The sequence below is a fragment of the Amycolatopsis sp. DSM 110486 genome (genome assembly GCF_019468465.1).
Lineage (GTDB): Bacteria > Actinomycetota > Actinomycetes > Mycobacteriales > Pseudonocardiaceae > Amycolatopsis.
The window spans coordinates 10,075,165-10,092,037 of record NZ_CP080519.1 but is presented as its reverse complement, the minus strand read 5'-3'; the positions used below and the strand labels follow the sequence as shown (position 1 = coordinate 10,092,037).

18 protein-coding genes are annotated in these 16,873 nt (G+C 71.1%); 9 read left to right on the top strand and 9 right to left on the bottom strand.

Annotated features, from left to right (window positions below; all coding sequences use genetic code 11):
• The gene (locus K1T34_RS48670) at positions 1-480 is read right to left on the bottom strand and encodes a universal stress protein (RefSeq protein WP_220241556.1); all 480 of its coding nucleotides are present in this window, start codon (positions 478-480) and stop codon (positions 1-3) included.
• A 164-nt stretch (positions 481-644) separates the two neighbouring features.
• On the opposite strand from K1T34_RS48670, the gene K1T34_RS48665 reads away from it, so the two are divergent.
• Entirely contained in the window at positions 645-1,670 is a 1,026-nt protein-coding gene (locus K1T34_RS48665; RefSeq protein ID WP_220241555.1) for a nitroreductase family protein, read from the top strand.
• The gene (locus tag K1T34_RS48660; RefSeq protein WP_255638111.1) at positions 1,670-2,749 is read left to right on the top strand and encodes a hypothetical protein; all 1,080 of its coding nucleotides are present in this window, start codon (positions 1,670-1,672) and stop codon (positions 2,747-2,749) included. The genes K1T34_RS48665 and K1T34_RS48660 overlap by 1 nt, the downstream gene beginning before the upstream one ends.
• On the opposite strand, the gene K1T34_RS48655 is transcribed toward K1T34_RS48660, so the two are convergent.
• Positions 2,663-3,004, bottom strand: coding sequence for an HPP family protein (locus K1T34_RS48655; protein WP_255638110.1), 342 nt, complete (start codon positions 3,002-3,004; stop codon positions 2,663-2,665). The two genes, K1T34_RS48660 and K1T34_RS48655, sit on opposite strands and share 87 nt — an antisense overlap.
• A 278-nt stretch (positions 3,005-3,282) precedes the next feature.
• On the opposite strand from K1T34_RS48655, the gene K1T34_RS48650 reads away from it, so the two are divergent.
• Entirely contained in the window at positions 3,283-3,882 is a 600-nt protein-coding gene (locus tag K1T34_RS48650; RefSeq protein WP_220241554.1) for a hypothetical protein, read from the top strand.
• A 24-nt stretch (positions 3,883-3,906) separates the two neighbouring features.
• On the opposite strand, the gene K1T34_RS48645 is transcribed toward K1T34_RS48650, so the two are convergent.
• Together K1T34_RS48645 and K1T34_RS48640 are read right to left on the bottom strand one after the other, a co-directional pair.
• Positions 3,907-4,833, bottom strand: a complete 927-nt coding sequence (locus K1T34_RS48645; protein ID WP_220241553.1) for a galactose-1-phosphate uridylyltransferase — start codon at positions 4,831-4,833, stop codon at positions 3,907-3,909.
• Positions 4,830-6,248, bottom strand: coding sequence for a glycosyltransferase (locus K1T34_RS48640; protein ID WP_220241552.1), 1,419 nt, complete (start codon positions 6,246-6,248; stop codon positions 4,830-4,832). The genes K1T34_RS48645 and K1T34_RS48640 overlap by 4 nt, the downstream gene beginning before the upstream one ends.
• A gap of 192 nt (positions 6,249-6,440) precedes the next feature.
• Between K1T34_RS48640 and K1T34_RS48635 the strand changes: the two genes are divergently transcribed.
• Both K1T34_RS48635 and K1T34_RS48630 read left to right on the top strand, forming a co-directional pair.
• On the top strand, positions 6,441-7,778 hold the full coding sequence (locus K1T34_RS48635) for a nicotinate phosphoribosyltransferase (RefSeq protein ID WP_220241551.1): 1,338 nt from the start codon (positions 6,441-6,443) through the stop codon (positions 7,776-7,778).
• The gene (locus K1T34_RS48630; protein ID WP_220241550.1) at positions 7,714-7,923 is read left to right on the top strand and encodes a dsRBD fold-containing protein; all 210 of its coding nucleotides are present in this window, start codon (positions 7,714-7,716) and stop codon (positions 7,921-7,923) included. Before K1T34_RS48635 ends, K1T34_RS48630 begins: the two co-directional genes overlap by 65 nt.
• Positions 7,924-8,462: 539 nt before the next feature.
• Here K1T34_RS48630 and K1T34_RS48625 read toward each other — a convergent pair.
• Complete coding sequence (locus K1T34_RS48625; protein ID WP_220241549.1) at positions 8,463-9,308, bottom strand: hypothetical protein; 846 nt, start codon at positions 9,306-9,308, stop codon at positions 8,463-8,465.
• Positions 9,309-9,445: 137 nt separating this feature from the next.
• Here K1T34_RS48625 and K1T34_RS48620 point away from each other — a divergent pair, with 137 nt between their 5' ends.
• Entirely contained in the window at positions 9,446-9,637 is a 192-nt protein-coding gene (locus K1T34_RS48620) for a hypothetical protein (RefSeq protein ID WP_220241548.1), read from the top strand.
• A gap of 179 nt (positions 9,638-9,816) precedes the next feature.
• Here K1T34_RS48620 and K1T34_RS48615 read toward each other — a convergent pair whose 3' ends face one another.
• Entirely contained in the window at positions 9,817-10,677 is an 861-nt protein-coding gene (locus K1T34_RS48615) for a universal stress protein (protein WP_220241547.1), read from the bottom strand.
• 71 nt (positions 10,678-10,748) lie between these two features.
• On the bottom strand, positions 10,749-11,036 hold the full coding sequence (locus K1T34_RS48610; RefSeq protein WP_255638109.1) for a hypothetical protein: 288 nt from the start codon (positions 11,034-11,036) through the stop codon (positions 10,749-10,751).
• A 165-nt stretch (positions 11,037-11,201) separates the two neighbouring features.
• Here K1T34_RS48610 and K1T34_RS48605 point away from each other — a divergent pair, with 165 nt between their 5' ends.
• Positions 11,202-12,218: a zinc-binding alcohol dehydrogenase family protein gene (locus tag K1T34_RS48605; RefSeq protein WP_220241546.1), complete on the top strand. Its 1,017-nt coding sequence runs from the start codon at positions 11,202-11,204 to the stop codon at positions 12,216-12,218.
• Positions 12,219-12,229: 11 nt separating this feature from the next.
• Positions 12,230-14,527 carry a heavy metal translocating P-type ATPase gene (locus K1T34_RS48600; RefSeq protein ID WP_220241545.1) on the top strand — a complete coding sequence of 766 codons (2,298 nt, stop codon included), beginning with the start codon at positions 12,230-12,232 and terminating at the stop codon, positions 14,525-14,527.
• Between the two features lie 4 nt (positions 14,528-14,531).
• Here K1T34_RS48600 and K1T34_RS48595 read toward each other — a convergent pair whose 3' ends face one another.
• Positions 14,532-15,680 (bottom strand): site-2 protease family protein, encoded by a 1,149-nt coding sequence (locus K1T34_RS48595; RefSeq protein WP_220241544.1) that lies wholly within the window; start codon positions 15,678-15,680, stop codon positions 14,532-14,534.
• A gap of 163 nt (positions 15,681-15,843) precedes the next feature.
• Between K1T34_RS48595 and K1T34_RS48590 the strand changes: the two genes are divergently transcribed.
• Positions 15,844-16,014, top strand: coding sequence for a hypothetical protein (locus K1T34_RS48590; protein WP_220241543.1), 171 nt, complete (start codon positions 15,844-15,846; stop codon positions 16,012-16,014).
• Between the two features lie 57 nt (positions 16,015-16,071).
• On the opposite strand, the gene K1T34_RS48585 is transcribed toward K1T34_RS48590, so the two are convergent.
• Positions 16,072-16,698 carry a hypothetical protein gene (locus K1T34_RS48585; protein ID WP_220241542.1) on the bottom strand — a complete coding sequence of 209 codons (627 nt, stop codon included), beginning with the start codon at positions 16,696-16,698 and terminating at the stop codon, positions 16,072-16,074.
• Between the last annotated feature and the right edge of the window lie 175 nt (positions 16,699-16,873).

Sequence of the window (16,873 nt, the reverse complement as noted above, 5' to 3'; positions counted from 1 at the left end):
TCAGGCGGTCGTGGTGGGGACGAGCCGGCGTGCCGCTTCGGGGGTGACGACTACGACGGGGCAGCGGGAGTAGCGCACGCACTCACGCGAGACGCTGCCCAGCAGGAGCTGTTGCGTCCGTCCCGCACCGCGGGCACCGACGACAAGGAGGTCGGCATCAGTGGACGCGGTGATCAGCTCGGTGGCCGGATCGCCCTGTGGGGTCGAGATCATGACTTCGGCTTGTCCCGGGAAATCCGAGCGGATGCTCGCGATGTGTTCACGCGGTGAGTACTGGCCGGGCGGACGCCGGCCGTGCGGCTGGAGCGCCCACGACGTACCGGGGAGGAGGACCTCAGCGGGCCGCACCGCCACCGCGTGTACGGAGTCGCCGGGCTGCGCGGCAACGCCGAGCACCCAGCGCAGTGCCGCGTCGCTTGAGGGCGAGCCGTCGAAGCCGACGACGATGAAGCGGCCGGTGGCCGGGGTCGCGGAACTCATCGGATTCGCCTTTCCTCGGGTACGGGTCGAGCGTCGGTGAACGGGGCGACCGGTGGCTAGGGACGTCCGCCGCCGGGGCGAGGACTTTGGGCCCCTGCGGGGGTAATCGGCCGCGGTGAGCATGGGATGCGCCGGAGTACCCGTCTCCGGGAGCAGGAGTGAAGATGACGACGACGCCGTCGACGGCGGCCTTGGCCGCTTCCGAAATCACGGTGCTCGCCCGTGCGGTGAGCCGGGCCCCGTCCGTCCACAACACGCAGCCGTGGCAGCTGCGTGTCCGCAAATCCGACGTCGACCTGGTCGAGCGCACTGCCCTCAGGCTGCCCGCACACGACCCGGAGGATCGCGACCGGTTTCTGTCCTGCGGCGCGGCGCTCGCGCACCTGCAGCTGGCGGCCCGCGTGCTCCGGCGGCGTGACACGACGTCGTTTCCGCCTGAGGGCGCGGTCGTGGCCACCGTTCACGCCGTCCCCGGGGCGAGCCCGGACTCCGCGGACCTCGCGCGCTACCACGCCATCGGGCGCCGCAGGAGCCACCGCCGGCGGTTCAGCGCCGCGGCAGTGTCCGAAATGGACTCCATGGCTGTCGCGGCGGCTGGTGCCGAGGCGGACGTCCATGTGATCGAGCCCGGGCACCTCGACGCGCTGGGCGAGATGCTGGGCTTTGCCACGCGCGTGTTCCGCGCCGACCCGGCGTACCAGCGTGAGCTGCACTGGTGGACCGCGCGCACGTTCGGCTTCCGCGCACTGGGCGCCGAAGACGGTGTGCCCGAAGCGGCGCTGAGCGATGATGCCCTGCCGGCCGCGGGCCTCGTGCGGTGGGACACGCCGGTGCCCGACGACGCGCGGCTGACCGAATACCTCGAGGCGGAGCGGCTTCTGGTGTTCTGCGCCGACGGGGACACCAGGCAGCAGCACCTGGCCGCAGGCGCTGCTGTAGAACGGGCCTGGCTGGAAGCCACCGCACGCGGTCTGGCGGGATCGGTACTCACCCAGCCGCTGCACCTGCGCGGCTTCCGCGAGCTGCTCGCCGAACGGCTCGACCTGCCCGGTGTGCCGCAGGCGATCTTCCGGTTCGGCCACCCGGCCGTGCCGGTGCCTCCGTCACCTCGACGTCCCCTCGCCGACCTGCTGCCGGACGACTTTCCCGGCCCGCGGACCGGACCGGACAACCCGACCCGGAGCACATGATGAGCACGGCCTTCCCCTCCGCGGTCGAACAAGCGCTGGCGGCGGCGGTGCGTGCCCCGTCGCCGCACAACACCCAGCCGTGGTGGTTCGTCGTGGATGGGCCGCGGATCGAGGTGTGGCTCGACTGGAGCCGGGTGCTGACTGTCGCCGATCCGGCCGGGCGTGAGGCGCGGCTGTCATGCGGCGCGGCCGTCTACAACCTCGTCCTCATGTTGCGGAGCAACGGGTACGGCACCGCGCTGCGGATCCTGCCTGACCCAGCCGTACATGATCTCCTGGCGGTGGTGCGGTTCGATGGGAACGTGCATCCGGCTCCCGCGGACCGACGCCTGGCGGAGGCCATCTTCCGCCGGCACACCAACCGCCGCCCCCTGTCCACGCAGCCGGTCTCGACTGCGGCACGCGTCCGGCTCAGGTCAGCGGCGCTGGCCGAGGGTGGCCTGCTGGAATTCCTCGACACCTCGAGCCGCTACTCGAAGGTGACCGCCCTCGTCCGGCGCGCGGAGGCCGATCAAGCCATCGACACGGCGTTCCAAGCCGAGTCGGCCCAGTGGACCGGCCGCGAGCCGGAGAGCCCCGACGGCGTGCCGACGGTCGCGTTCGGACCACTGCCGGACTTGCCGGGTGCGCTGCCCCTGCGGGCCTCGCACCAGAATCCCGCCATCCCGTCGCGGTCGTTCGAGCAAGACGCTTTGCTGGCCGTCGTCTTGACGCGTGATCACGGCGCGGCTGCGGACGTGCGTGCCGGTCTCGTTCTGCAGCGGGTCCTGTTGACCGCGACAGCCGATGGCCTGGCCACGTCCTTCGTCTCCCAGCCCTTCGAAACGAAGGCAACCCGCGGGCCGCTGCTGGAACTCTTCCGCGGGATCGGGCAACCGCACACCCTGTTGCGCGTCGGCCACGGCCTCCCAACCCGGATGACGGCGCGCAGGCCGGCAGCCGATGTGACGACGGTGCGCGCGACGCCGGACGCGCCAATAGGCGGGACGGCCTCAGGAGTTTCCGGTGGCGGGCACGGCACGGAGCACGTCTCGGAACGTCACCATGCCGACCAGGATTCCGTTGTCCACCAAGGGTAATGCGCGCACGCCCGCCTCGGTCATGCGATGGGCGAGTTCGGTCGGATCGAGACCTCCTGGCACAGCCAAGCCGGGGGAGCGCATGACGGTCGCGACCGTGCGGTGGCGGCCCAGCATCGCGCCCGTGTCGGGATCACCGGTGGCCGTGGAGTCGCTGGGAAAGCCGGCCTGCACGAGATCGACCTCGCTGACGAGCCCGACCAGTTTGGCGGCCTGGTCGACGACCGGGAGCGTGGTGAAGCCGTGTTCGGTCATCACACCTGCGGCCTCCGCGAGTGAGGCGGACGCGGTCACCGCGATCACGGGGTGGTCATGATGTCGTGCGTCTGCATGACGTGTCCGTTCTTCCTGATCCGACCCTGCCGGTCGCGTCGACGAGAGGCCAAGGGTCTTTGGCCCTCATCTGACGGGCAACGCGGCCGGTTGCGGGGCCGGCGGCCCGCCACCGCGGGTACAAGGCCTCTTCGGCCTGGCCGGTGTTCGGCCCATGCTGGGGGACGAAGCCCGTTGCGCGGCAAGGAGAGGTGAGAGACATGAACTCGTCGGCGAACCCTTTGCTGCGGTGGTGGCATCTACTCGTCCCCGGACACGGCTCGGTGGCGCGGACCTCGGACCGGGTGCAAGCCGCCTTGGTGCTTGTGACGATCCTGGTGGCGCTGGCCGCGATCCCGTTCTCCGCAGCGGCCGGCTCGGCGGTCTACGCCGCGCAGAAGGAGCAGTCCGCCCGGGAGCTCGCCGAAAACCGGCCGGCGACCGCGACGCTGCTCGCAGATGGGCCGCCGGTCTCAATCGGGGGCCGCAGCGGGGAAGTCGGCAGTCCGATGCCGACCGACGCCATGTGGTTTGGTCGCGATGGAGCGCGCCACCTCGGACAGGTGAACGCGAACGCAGGCACACACCGCGGTGACGTGGTGCCGATCTGGGTGAACAGCTCCGGGACCGTCGTCGCTCCGCCGACGTCTTCTGCGGGCGCGGTGGTCAACTCGGCTGCCGCCGCAGTCGGCCTGTACTTCGTCACATGCTTGGCGCTGGCGGTGGCCTACGGGATCTCTGTGATTGCGCTGAACCGTTATCGCGCCCGGAAGTGGCAGCAGGAGTGGTATGCGGAGCTGGCGAAGAAGGCGCATTCCTGAGCCGCTTTGCCTCAGTGCTGTGACTCACGCCGGGGCGGCGGCAACCCGGTTGCGTAGCCGGGCGGCGGCTCGTTCCGGAGAAACAGTGACCACCGGGATCCCCGTCACGAGCTCCAGCCCGGCGGCAATGCCGAGCCGGGGGAGCAGCTGAAGGGACCACGCGAGGAACGGTGCGTCCTCGAATCCGCTCGGTGCGGTGCGGACGACCAGGTTGTAGGCAGGATCGCCGAACTCGGCCCGTGCGGCGGAGAGGACCGCGCGCAAGCAGCGAGCGAGCGCGTCGATGCTCGCACGGGGCGCCACTGCGAAGTCGGCGTGCGGCTCGTGGAGGGTGAACCGCACTTCACAGTCGGCGGCCGGCGCGAAAGGGCTGAACGCGACGACGTGCTCGTCGGCGTAGACGATTCTGGTGCCGGTGGTGAGTTCGGCCGTCAGTTCGTCGTTCGCGATACACCGGCCGGTCGAAGCGTGGTGCTCGCGGGCGATCTCGAGCTCGCGGCGGGTGGCCGACGACAGCACGGGGAGGCCCGCTACCTGCGAGTGCGGGTGGGAAAGGGAGATGCCTGCGGCCGGGCCGTAGTTGCGGAAGACGGCGACCTGGGCCGTGTCCACCCGCAGCGCACGGTGCCGTGCCTGCCACGCGGACAGCACGTCGGCGACCTCGGAAACCGTAGCCGTTGCCGGATCCCAGTCGTGGCGCGGTGATTCGATCACGACTTCGTGCCGGTCGGAGAGCGCGAACCGGTTGCGTACCGCGCGCACACGCCAGCCGTTGCCGTCGGCGAGCCGCCAGGTCTCGGCGGGGGTGTCCTCGCTCGGCCCGGGGCAGAACGGGCAGCACGCGCGGGTCGGCAAGTGCGGCCGGGCGGCCCGGTCGGGCGCCAGGATCGACCACCCGTGGGTCTCGGCGTTACGGCGCAGTTCGCCTCCGTGCCAGGGCTTCGCAGTCATCGGTTCTTCCTCCCGGATGCGAGATACGCGGTGCGGCACGCCTGCGAGCAGAATCGGTGGAGCACCCCGTCTCGGAGTGCGGTGAAAGATTCGTCACCGGGCGTCGTCGACAGTCCGCAGATCGGGTCCCGGTGCCCGCTGCGTGTCATCAAGGCGCCGGGCTGGTCTCCGTGGGCTAGGCCGTCGAGCAGGGTCAGCTCATCGAGTACGAGGCGGGGCACGAGGAAGTGGCGGTGGACCCGTTCGTGGCCGGCAGCGGCCAGCGCGGCGGACCGCACGTGGTCAGTCAACAGCTCGGCCAGCGCTTTTGCGCAGCCTTCCGTCGAGTCGACCAGTACTCCGCCCGAATCGTCGGCGACTTGCAGAGGGATCCCGCCGGCCCGGCCCGCCACGACCGGTGTGTTCTTCCACAAAGCTTCGGAGACGACCAGGCCGAACCCCTCGCGGATGGACTTCTGCACCATCACCGCGGACGTGCGCTGGAAGGCGTTGACCTCGATGTTGCCGACGCCAGTGAGGTTTGTGAACACGTGGACGCCGCTGTCGGTCCGGGTCGCGTCGCTGATCGTGCGGTAGACCTCCCAGGCTTCCGGGTCGTCGAGCGCCATTGAACCGACCAGGGCGAGCTGTAAGTCCGGCACCTCGTCACGGACCAGCCGATACGCCTCGATCACGCCGAGCGGGTCCTTCCACGGGTCGAAACGAGAAACCTGCGTGATGAGCGGTTGCGCGGGCTCGATCCCGATCCAGTTCAGGACCGCGTGCGCGGTGCGTTCGTCGAGCGACATGTTCTTCGGGCTCAGCGGGTCGATCGCCGGAGGAATGACGTCGACGCGGTCACTGGACAGCGACGGAGGGACGAACTCTGCGAGCGTGAAGACCGTCGCGTCGTAGGGGGCGATGAACCTCTCCAGGTATCGCCACGCTTCGGGGTGCGGTTGCGAGGTGTCGATGTGGCAGCGCCAGATCCAGCGGGCCCGCGAATCGCTCGCGAAAGGACGCAGGGCAGCCGGTTGCGGATCGTGGACGAAGACGAAGTCCCACGACGCGAAGTCAGGGTCCTCGCCGAGGTCGGCGGCGTTGCGACGGGTGGTCTCCTCGTAGACGGCTCGGTCGGTGGCGGTCAGCGGATCCGGTGCGCCTTGCAGGGCGTTGTGGAGTTTCTTGGTGGCGGCGAAGAAGGCCGGTTCGCCGTTGATGATCTGCCATTCCGTGTGCAGGCCGAGGTCGTTGTAGAGCGGGACGACTGACCGGAGGAGTTCCGACACGCCGCCGCCGTAGGGCGTGGCGCTCAGGTGCAGCACGCGTGCGCCACGCAGGCGTTCCGCCACGGAGACCAGGGAATCGAGGATCCATTCCGGTGCGACGGCGTGGTAGGCGTCGAGCGCTAAGTCACCGGTGTCAACGGTCTGCATCGGACGCACCTCTCGTCGCGGTTTCCACGGCACAGCCAACCGGTGGACGCCGTGACGCGGAAAGAGGCGAAAGCCCTCTGATGTCGCGCAGCGGTGACCATCGTCGTCGCGACGAGGGCCGTGTGACTTTCCGGACCCGGGCGAGACCGCTCGTAGCTTGGGGGTGCGGACGACTTCGCGGAGGTGGAAAGGATGAACGCGCTGCGCACTGACCTCTACGAGATCCGGATGGCCGCGAGCTACCTCCGCCGCGGCATGACTGCCCCGGCCACGTTCAGCCTGTTCGTCCGCGACTTGCCCCGCGACCGGGGTTTCCTGATCGCGGCCGGGCTCGCGGAATGCCTCGACCTTCTGCGCGACGAGCCCGAGGAACTGGCGTATGTGGGACAGGAGCTCGGTTTCCCGGCGACCGACGTCGAGGCGCTGTCCCGGCTCCGGTTCACCGGCGACGTCCGCGCGGTCCCTGAAGGCCGGGCGGTCTTCGCTGGGGAGCCGCTGCTGGAGGTCACCGCACCGCTGCCGGAGGCGCAGCTGGTGGAGACGATGCTGCTGAACTCCGTGACGTTCGCGACTGCCGTGGCTACGAAGGCCGCCCGGTGCCGTCTCGCAGCTCCGCGCGCCGAACTGGTCGACTTCTCGGCGCGGCGCGCGCACGGGGGTGACGCGGCGCTGGCCGCGGCCCGGCTGACGGCGCTGGCCGGGTTCAGCCGCACCAGCAACGTCGAAGGGGCCGCTCGCTACGGCCTGCGCGCCGCCGGGACCGTTGCACACTCGTACATCCAGGCGTTCCGGTCCGAACCCGACGCTTTTCGCGCCTTCGTCGAAGACTTTCCGGCCGCACCGGTGCTCCTCGTCGACACCTATGACCCGGTCACGGGGATCGCCCGTGCAATCGAGGTGTTCCGCGAGTTCGGAGTTCAGCCCGCGGCCGCGGGAGTGCGGCTCGATTCCGGCGACCTCCTCGCGCTGTCGGAGATCGCACGCAAGATGCTGGATGAGGCCGGGTTCCGCGCGGCCCGCATCATGGCGAGTGGCGGGCTGGACGAGTACGAGCTCGAACGGCTCACCAGTGCGGAGGCTCCGATTGACGTCTACGGGCTGGGCACAGCGGTGGGCGTCTCGGCGGACGCGCCGACGCTGGACACCGCGTACAAGCTCGTCGGCTACGACGGCAGGCCGGTGGTGAAGCTGTCGACCGGGAAGCGGACGCTCCCCGGCGCCAAGCAGGTCTACCGGGGTGCCGCGGGAGAACCGGACGTGCTCGCGACGACGGGCGAGCCGCCGTGCTCCGGCCGCGACGTGTTGCTGCTTCCGGTGATGCTGGGCGGCCGCAGCCTCGGACAGCCCAGCGTTTCCGGCTCGCGCCGCCGGTGCGAGCACGACCTCGCCTGGCTTCCGCCGCCGGCGCGGCGGCTGCGTCGCCCCGAGCCGGTCGGCGTGGTGCACTCGACCGCGCTGGCGAGCCTTGCCGCCGACGTGGCCGGACGCGTGGGCGAAGACCACGAGCACGCAGCCCCGGTGGCTCGATAGTGCCGATCGGGATCGCGATGTGCCTGAGATCGGCGACGAACTCGCGGCAGCGCGAGCCTTGAGCGAGCTGGCACAGCGGCTGTTGGAGGTGGCCGCCGGAGACATCGAGGGCGTGACCCACGAGCCGGTGCGGCTCGAGCGCTGACGGGAGGTCGGGATGGGCGCGGCGATCGTGTACGAATCGATGTTCGGTACGACCGAGGAGCTTACCCGCGCTGTGGCCGAGGGGCTCGGTGCAGCCGATGTCGTGCCCGTGGACACGGCACCCCACGACCTGGCGGGCCGCGACCGGCTGGTCGTGGGCGTGCCGACGCACGTCCACGGCTTGAGTCGGCCGGCCACGCGCAAGGCTGCGGCCGAGCAGGCGCCGGAGGGGACCCAGACGCACGAGCCGGGGATGCGCGAGTGGCTGGCCGCGTTCCGGATACTGCCCCCGGGGCTGGACACGGCCGTCTTCTGGACCCGGCTCGCCAAACCGCGGTGGCTCACCGGGTCGGCGGCGCGAGCGGTGGCGAAGATCTTGCGCCGGCTCGGCACGCGCCGGTGGTTCCGCCGGCGAGCTTCCTCGTCGAGGCGGCAGGGAGCGAAACCCGGCTTGTCGAGGGAGCACGGGCCCGAGCACGGGTGTGGGGCGCGAGCCAGGCCGCAGCCCGGCGTGCGTGGCCCGGCCGAGCCTGAGCCCGCTCAGCGGACGGTCTGGCTCTCGGTCCGGGTTCCAGTGGTGTTTTGGTCGTGCACCACCGCACTCACCCCAGCGACGGCCAGGACGAGGCCCAGCCCGGACAGCCACCACCACCCGGGGCGGATGCGGTCGCCGAGTAGCAGCATCGCCAGTGCGCCTGGGAAGACGACACCGGTCACGGTGGTGACCGCACTGGGCACCGATGGTGTGGTGCGGCGCAGCGACGTCGCGTACATGGCGATGCCGAGCGCGGTGAACACCGCCACCAGGTACGCCAATGGCTGTCGCCAGAGCACCACCAGAGTGATACCGGGGATCTGAAGGAGGGCACGGACCGCCACCCGCGAGCTGCCGTAGGCCAGCCCCGCTACGACGGCCCGCGGCACCGCGCCTTCGCGCGTCCTCGCCGTCAGCGCGGCGGCCACGAGGCCCGCGGCGAGCGCGGCCAGTACACCGAGCACCACCGGGCCGGGCGCGACCGGGCCCGTCCGGGTGGTCGCCCCCGCGGCGATCAGGCCGAGACCGCCGGCTACGCAGCCGATCGCGACGAGGTCGCGTGCCGACACGGAGGTCTGGAAGGCACGTCGGGCCAGCACGGCCGCGATAGCGATCTGGGTGCCGAGCACGGCTTGCACGGCGAAAACCGGCAGGAACCGCAGCGCGACCACCGTCATGACCCAGCCGAGGAAGTCGACCGTCAGACCGACGCCGTATCTCGCTACCCGGCGGCGTGTCTGCCGCCCGGTCGTGCGGGCCGCGCGGGATTCGAGGAGCGTCGCGAGCCCGTCGAGCGCGGCGGCGACCCCGGACGCGCCGAACCCCACCGCGACGCCCAGCTGCGGAGTCATCGCGCGTGTCCGGAGGTGGAGGTGCGCACTAGGTCACGATGGCCGATTGACATCACGCGCGGGAGCGTCCGAACGTCGCCGACGCGAGGGACCTTGGCCTCCTTCCAGCGCCTGCTGCGGTGGGCACCGTGGAGCCCATGAGTGACGAGCGCGAGTCCGCCGGCCCGGTGGAACCGGGTGTTCCGGAAGCGCTGCCGTCGTCGATGACCTTGGTAAGCAGAAGCGAGGTATCCGGTGTCAGCACGGCTTCGGCGACCCCGAGCGCGGCGCTGGCGCCGGAGCCGGGCTTTTCCTTGCGAGTCGCGGCGATTTCGGTACTCGATGGGTAGGGCCTGATCGAGCCCACGGCGGGCGTGACGCTGAACCTTCCGAGTGCTGAGCGCGGAAGTTCCTCGTGGGTGACGAGCTGACTTCGATGATGAAGGTCAAGCGGTCCCGGGTGCTCGAGAAGTACGCGGCCAAGGCGGCGGCGCTCGGCGCCTCGACGATGAGGTGGTGACGACGCGGCTCACGGCTGCGAGGACGTTTGCTCCCCGGCGTGGGTGATCAGTACCGGACAGGAAGCGTGGTGCACCAGTGCCTGAGCGGTGGAGCCGAGCAGCAAACCGGGGAACCCGCCGCGGCCGCGGCGACCCAGGACCACGAGCTGTGCGTGTGCGCTGCGTTCGAGCAGTTCGTGGCGGGGTCGGCCGGCCACCACAGTGTGCTCGACGTGAACGTCGGGATGGCGGCGACCCGGCTCCTCCAGGACCTCGTCCAGCGCGGTGGCCGTTTCGCCGACATCGGGGTCGCTCTTCGCGTGCAGCACCAGCAATGTCGCGCCGAGAGAGGCGGCTTCGGCGAACGCCGCCGCGACGACCGCGGCGGTGTCCGGGCCTCCGTCGATCCCGGCGACCACCGGGCCGCTTACCGTGGGGGCGTCCCAGAGGTCTCCGCGGGCCACCACGACCGGACGAGGTGCGTGCGCGGCCAGTGCGGTCGCGACCGAGCCGGCGAGTAGCGCGCCGAACCGGCCGCGACCGTGGCCGACGACCACTGCCGTGGCCTCTCCGGCGAGGTCCAGCAACGCCTGTGCCGGCCGGTCGGGGTCCAGGCGCTCCCGAACATCTGACGCTCCGGCGCCGCACGCCACTTCGTGCGCCGCGCGCAGGAGATGACGGCCGTGCCGACGGATGAGGTCCTTGGTCTCGTCGGTGGGCGGGACAACGCTGGCGACCAGCAGGTCGGTGAACGCTGTGGCGTGGACCAGCTCGAGCGGCAGGTGGTGGCGGAGTGCGGCACGCGCGGCCCAGCGGACGGCATCGATCGCCTCCGCCGAACCGTCGACTCCGGCGATGATCGGGACACGACCATCAAGTGGAAGATTCACAACTTGAGGGTAGGAAGCGGTGCCGCTATCACGCTGTGGCCGGAAGTCCCCCGGTGGTGGGACTTCCGGCGTCAGTTCTCTTTCCGGTTACGCCGCTGAGCGTAGGCGGGGCCCCGTGCGATCGTCGCGCCGAGGACGATGCCGAAGACGAACCCGAAGTCATAAAGGTGGCCGTTGTTGTTCACCTCGTAGATCCCCACGTCGTCGTTGAACAGCGAGATCAGGAAGGTGATCGGGCAGATCAACCCGTGCCAGATCCCCAGCCAGAAGCCCGGGGCCGCGGTCCCGGCGTCGGGGTTCGCACTGGCCGCACAGGACGTCAGCACCAGCGCACCGCCCAGCACGAGGATGGCCCCCACAACCCACCTGTGGTGTTTCCGGATTCGAGTGCTCACCCCGCCACCGTGTCCGGCCAGGGTTTCACGCAGAAGAGCCGAACGTCCCCGGACGACGGGACCTGCGGACGTCGCGTCACCGCCGGGCGCCCGCCGATGCTGGGCCCGGTGTCCTTGATGGGAGGGGCGATGACCGAAAAAGCGTGGTCATGGCGAGTCCGTTCGCCGGGGTCTGTGGCGACCGGTCCCCTGAGCTGGGAACTCGGCGCTGTACCGGAACCCGCTCCGGGCGAACTGCTGGTGCGGATGCGCGTGTGCGGGGTGTGCCGGACGGACCTGCACGTGGCCGAGGGAGACTTGCCGGTGCATCGGGCCAAGGTGACCTCGGGCCACGAAGTCGTCGGCGAAGTCGTGGCGCTGGGAGCCGGCGAAACGGGCGGGTTCGGGCCCGGTGATCGCGTCGGGATCGCCTGGCTGCGATCCACATGCGGCCGCTGCCGGTTCTGTCTCGCGGGCCGGGAGAACCTGTGTCCCGAATCGGCTTACACCGGCTGGGACGCAGACGGCGGGTATGCGCAGTACGCGCTGGTGCCGGCCGCCTTCGCGCACCACCTGCCCGCCGGGTACCCCGACGCGGAACTGGCGCCGCTACTGTGCGCCGGCGTGATCGGGTCCCGCGCCCTTCGGAGGGCGGAGGTTCCGACCGGTGGGCGGCTGGGTCTCTACGGGTTCGGCGGCAGCGCGCACCTTGCCGCGCAGGTCGCGCTGGCCCGTGGCGCGACAGTCCATGTGCTGACGCGAAGCGCAGGCGCCCGGCGGCTGGCGCTCGAGCTCGGCGCGTCGTCGGCCGGGGGACCCACCGACCGCCCTCCGGAGCCACTGGACTCGGCGATCCTGTCCGCCCCCGCGGGCGAGCTCGTCCCTGTTGCGCTGGAGGCGCTCGACCGCGGCGGCACGCTCGCGGTCGCCGGGATCCACCTGTCGGACATCCCCAGGCTGAACTACCATTGCCACCTGTTCCAGGAACGCCAGGTCCGCACCGTTACGGCCAACACCAGGGCTGCCGCGCGCGAGTTCCTCCGCTTCGCCTGCGAGCACACCCTCCATGCCCGCACGGTGTCCTACGCGCTGGCTGACGCACCGCAGGCCCTGGCGGACCTGGCCGCGGACCGGGTCACCGGTGCCGCGGTGCTGTACGCGGACTGAGCCGGTCGACCATGGAGCACACCTCCGCTCCACCGGATGGGCGGTCCCGGCCGTGGTGGCTGCGCGAGTCGGCACTTCTTGTCGCCGCGGTCGCGTTGCTGCTCGCCGGTGGCATTCTCTGGTTTTCCGGGGTCGCCGGTGCCGGCGCGTGCTGGGCCGCGGCGACCATCGTTGCGTTGGTACCCACGGCCTGGTGGGTCGCCCGGGACCTGCGGGCGCGGCGCTGGGGAGCCGACTCGCTGGCCGTGCTGGCGCTGGCGTCGACGCTCGCGGTGGGCGAGTTCCTCGCCGGCGCGGTGATCGCGGTGATGGTCGCGACCGGGCGGGTACTCGAGTCAGGGGCCCGGCGGCGAGCCGGGCGCGACCTCACGGCGCTGCTCGACCGCGCCCCGCGGGTCGCTCACGTGCGCGCCGGTTCGGAGCTCCGGTCCGTTCCGGTGGGCGACGTGCGGGCGGGCGACCAGGTCGTGGTGCTGTCCGGCGAGGTCGTTCCCGTCGACGGTGAACTTCCGGAGGGCGGGCTGTTCGACGAGTCCGCCCTCACCGGAGAACCTTTACCCGTCTCCCGCCCGGCAGACGACACCGTCCACAGCGGAGTGGTCAACGCCGGAGCCGCGGTGGAGGTCCGTGCGACGGCGAGCGCTCGTGACAGCACATACGCCGGGGTCGTGCGGCTGGCCGAGACGGCCGCGGCGCACACGGCACCGGTTGCCCGCCTCGCCGACCGGGCCGCTGTGTGGTTCCTGCCCGCAGCCCTGACGCTCGCCGGCCTCGCCTGGCTTCTCACCGGCGTCGTCGACCGGGCGGTGGCGGTGCTGGTGACCGCAACTCCGTGTCCGCTGCTGCTGGCGGTGCCGATCGCCGTGACCGCGGGGATGTCGCGCGCGAGCCGGGCGGGCGTCGTGGTGAAGGATGGTGCCGCGCTGGAGTCGCTCGGGCGGGCGCGGGTACTGCTGCTGGACAAGACCGGCACGATCACCGTCGGACGCCCGGACGTCGTCGACGTGATCTGCGCGCCGGGCGTGGTGGCGGAGGAGGCGCTCCGGCTGGCCGCGAGTGTCGAGTTCTATTCCCCGCACGTCCTAGCCGCCGCGGTGGTCCGGGCCGCCGAGACCGCGGGCGTCGAGCGCCAGCCCGGTGGGGATGTCCGGGAAGAGCCGGGCACCGGCGTGTCCGGCCGGGTCGGGGGCCACGCTGTGCGTGTCGGCCGGTGGCCGGCAGCGCGGGCGGTGCCGGCCTGGGCGGAGAGTGCTGCGCGCCGCGGCCGGCTCGACCTCGCGACGGTGCTGTGGGTGGACCGTGACGGTGAACCGATTGCGGCGCTGCTGGCGAAGGACCGGGTCCGGCCCGACGCCGCTCGCACGATGCGTCGGCTGCGAGCCGCGGGCATCACGTCGATTCGTCTCCTCACCGGGGACCGCGTTGACAACGCGCGGGAGGTTGCCGCGCTCCTGGAACTCGACGACGTGCGGGCCGAGGCCACCCCGGGGGACAAGCTCGAAGTGGTCGCCGCGGCCCGTGCGACGGGGCTGACCGTGATGACCGGCGACGGGATCAACGACGCCCCCGCGCTCGCGGCCGCCGACGTGGGGGTGGCACTCGGGTCGCGGGGAGCAACCGCGGCGGCGCAGGCGGCCGACGCCGTGATCCTCGACGACCGGCTGGCTCGGCTCGCCGACGCTGCCGAGATCGCGCGCCGCTCGCGGAGCCTGGCCGTGCAGAGCGCACTCGCCGGAATCGGGTTGTCGTTCGTGGCGATGGTGGCCGCGGCTTTCGGTTTGCTGCCGCCAGTCTGGGGCGCGCTCGTGCAAGAGGCCATCGATGTCGCCGTCATCGTGAACGCCTTGCGAGCACTGAGGGTGCCCGGTGCTGCGGATCCAGCACCCGCCCGTCTGGTGCGGCGGTTCGAGACGGAGCACGAGCGGCTTCGTCCAGCGCTGGTGGCGATCCGGCAGGCAGCTGATGCGCTCGGCGGCGGGCCAACCGCCGAGGCCGACCGCGTCGTGCGGCGGGCGCGTGACGTGTTGTTCCGGCAGATCCTGCCACACGAAGCTGCCGAAGAGCACGAGCTGTACCCGGCGTTGGCGGGACCGCTCGGTGGCGTGGAGGGCACGGTGACGATGAGCCGCACTCACACCGAGATCGCCCGCCTCGCCCGCCGGCTCGACCGGCACCTGCGGGAGTCGCCGGAGATGATCCAGCCCGACCAGGTCGACGACCTCCGCGCGACGCTCTACGGCCTTGACGCGGTGCTGACCCTGCATTTCACGCAGGAGGAGGAAGCGTTCTTCACGCTGCCCGTTTCGTGAGCGGTCAGGACTCGGCGGGCCGGCGTACGCGGGCTCCGAGCGCGACGAGTTCGACCGCGCGTGCGAGGTCACCCGGCGCGACGACCCCGGCGAGTGCGCCGTGGTCGACGACGAGTACGAGGTTCTGTCCCGGCCGCAACGCAGTCCTGCCGAGCACTTCCGTCAGGGGCGTTTCCGGTGGTCCGGCGAAGCATGCCGGGGGCTTCGTGCACACCGCCTCGAGCCGGGTGGACGTGCGAGTGGTTTCTGGCACGCGGGCGAGCTGCCCGAGGCTGACGACCCCGACCGGCTGTCCGTCGAAGGACACCACGGGAAAGGTGCGGAAGGGTAGCTCCGCCGCGAGATCGAGGAAACCCTGCACCGTGTACCAGCCGGGAGCGGCCACGGGGGAAGTTGTCATGATGTCGGCCAGCCTGATCCGGGAGAGCGCTTCCCGTAGCGGCGCCGCGACGAGTTCGTTGCGCGCTGCGAACATCAGGAACCAGCCGATGACCACGAGCCACAGGCCTTCGAACGAACCCGTCACCAGGAACGCCCACATCCCGCCGCCGACGAGAACGGCCGCCAGGAGCTGCCCGCACCGGCCGGCGATTTGTCGCGCCCGGCCACGATCGCCGGTGACCTTCCACGCGACGGCTTCGGTGATACGGCCGCCGTCAAGCGGCGTACCCGGTAGCAAATTGAAAACCGCGAGGACTGCGTTAGTCCAGCCGAGCCAGGTGAGAGCGACTACGACCACCGGCGGCAAGGCTCCCGCCGCGAGTACGGCCATACCCAGGAAAACCCCGGCGAGGGCCACGCTCGCGGCCGGGCCGGCTGCGGCCACGAGCAGCGCGGCCCGGGGCGTCCGCGGTTCCTCGGGAAGCTCGGCTGCGCCGCCCAGCAGCCAGAGCGTGATGCGCTCGGCTTTCAGACCGCACCGCCTCGCGGTGAAGGCGTGACAGAGCTCGTGCACGAGCAGGGACGCGAGGAACACGACCGCGCACACGGCCGCGGCCGACCAGCACAGCGGTGGCGGCGTGCCCGGCGCACCGGCTGGGAACACGTTCGTCGCAAGCAGATACGCCAGCAGCCCCGCGATGATCAGCACGGACCAGTGGGCACCGATCCGGATGCCGGCGATGCGGCCGAGTGGGAACGTCGCGGGTGTCATCACCCGATCCTGCGGCGAACGCCGCCACACGGGCAGGGTCGCACCACCTCGTCGTGAAGGACCAAAGACACCGGGCCCGCGGACATCCGGATCCAGTGCCGCGGCAGGCGGCCTCCTACCGTCGGCGCAACGCCACACGCAGCCCAAGGCCAGGAGGCACCCCATGGACGAGAAGGAAAAGGCGCGGATCGAGGGAGAAGCGCGCCGTGACGTCGCCGAGCGCGGCCGCCGCAGCACAGCGATCCGCCGCTACCTGCAGGCTGCCGAGCGGCGCGCAATCGACGAGAACGAGAAGGACGTGGTGCCGGAGTCGGCACCCGAGCCCGGAGCATGACGGGCGAGCTCGAGCCGGTTCCCGATGGCGGGGCGGGAACCGGCTCGAGTGGTGAGTTCAGTCTGTGCGGCTGTAAGCGGCGAGGCTGCGTTCGCGCGCATCTTGGGAGATCGTGTGCAGGAGCGTCGTGTGGGCGGCCTGAGTGAACGGGTGGGCCACCCGCCAGTACCGGCGGAACTTCAGCCAGCTCTGCGGGTCGGTCAGCTGTACGCGCGTGTCGATCGTCAGCAGACTGCGGTGGGCACCATACGGGCGGACCCCGAAGGTGATCACGAGCTTCCCGTACCCCGGTTCGGCGAAGTCCGCGAAGTCCTCGGGCTCGACGCGCCGCCAGGCGATGACGGGACGCCAGAACTTGCCTGCCACACCGACGGCGAACTCGGTGCCGGGGTGCTCACCGAGCAGGGCCCAATCCGATCCGCTGTCGAGATCGTCGACGGTCAGGCGGGTCGGCTGTCGTGGCGGACCGTGCCGGCGGCCGCGCCAGCGCGCGGGCAGCTCGCGTAGCCGTTCGGCCGTCGTGAAAAGGCCACTGTGGATGTCAGTCACGTCGAGGTTGCGAGCCGCGGCATAGGTTTCCTTGATCGGTGCGTCGACGATGGTGTGGCGCACGAGCGTGAACTGCGGGTGCGGGGCGAAGCCGTCACCGAGCAGTTCGGGTACTTGCGGCTGGTCCTGGGTCATGGCGCCTCCTGCGGACTGGCTTGGAGTTCCAGACTGGAGCGGTGTTTCCCGCGTCCGCTAGGAGCGGAAGGTGTGGCCGGAGCCGATTTCGTCACCACCCGAGGGGACTTCCTGCTCTCCCGTGCCGAGGGCACGGGCGGGCACCGTGGGTGTTCTCGACCGAAAGGCGTTCCGC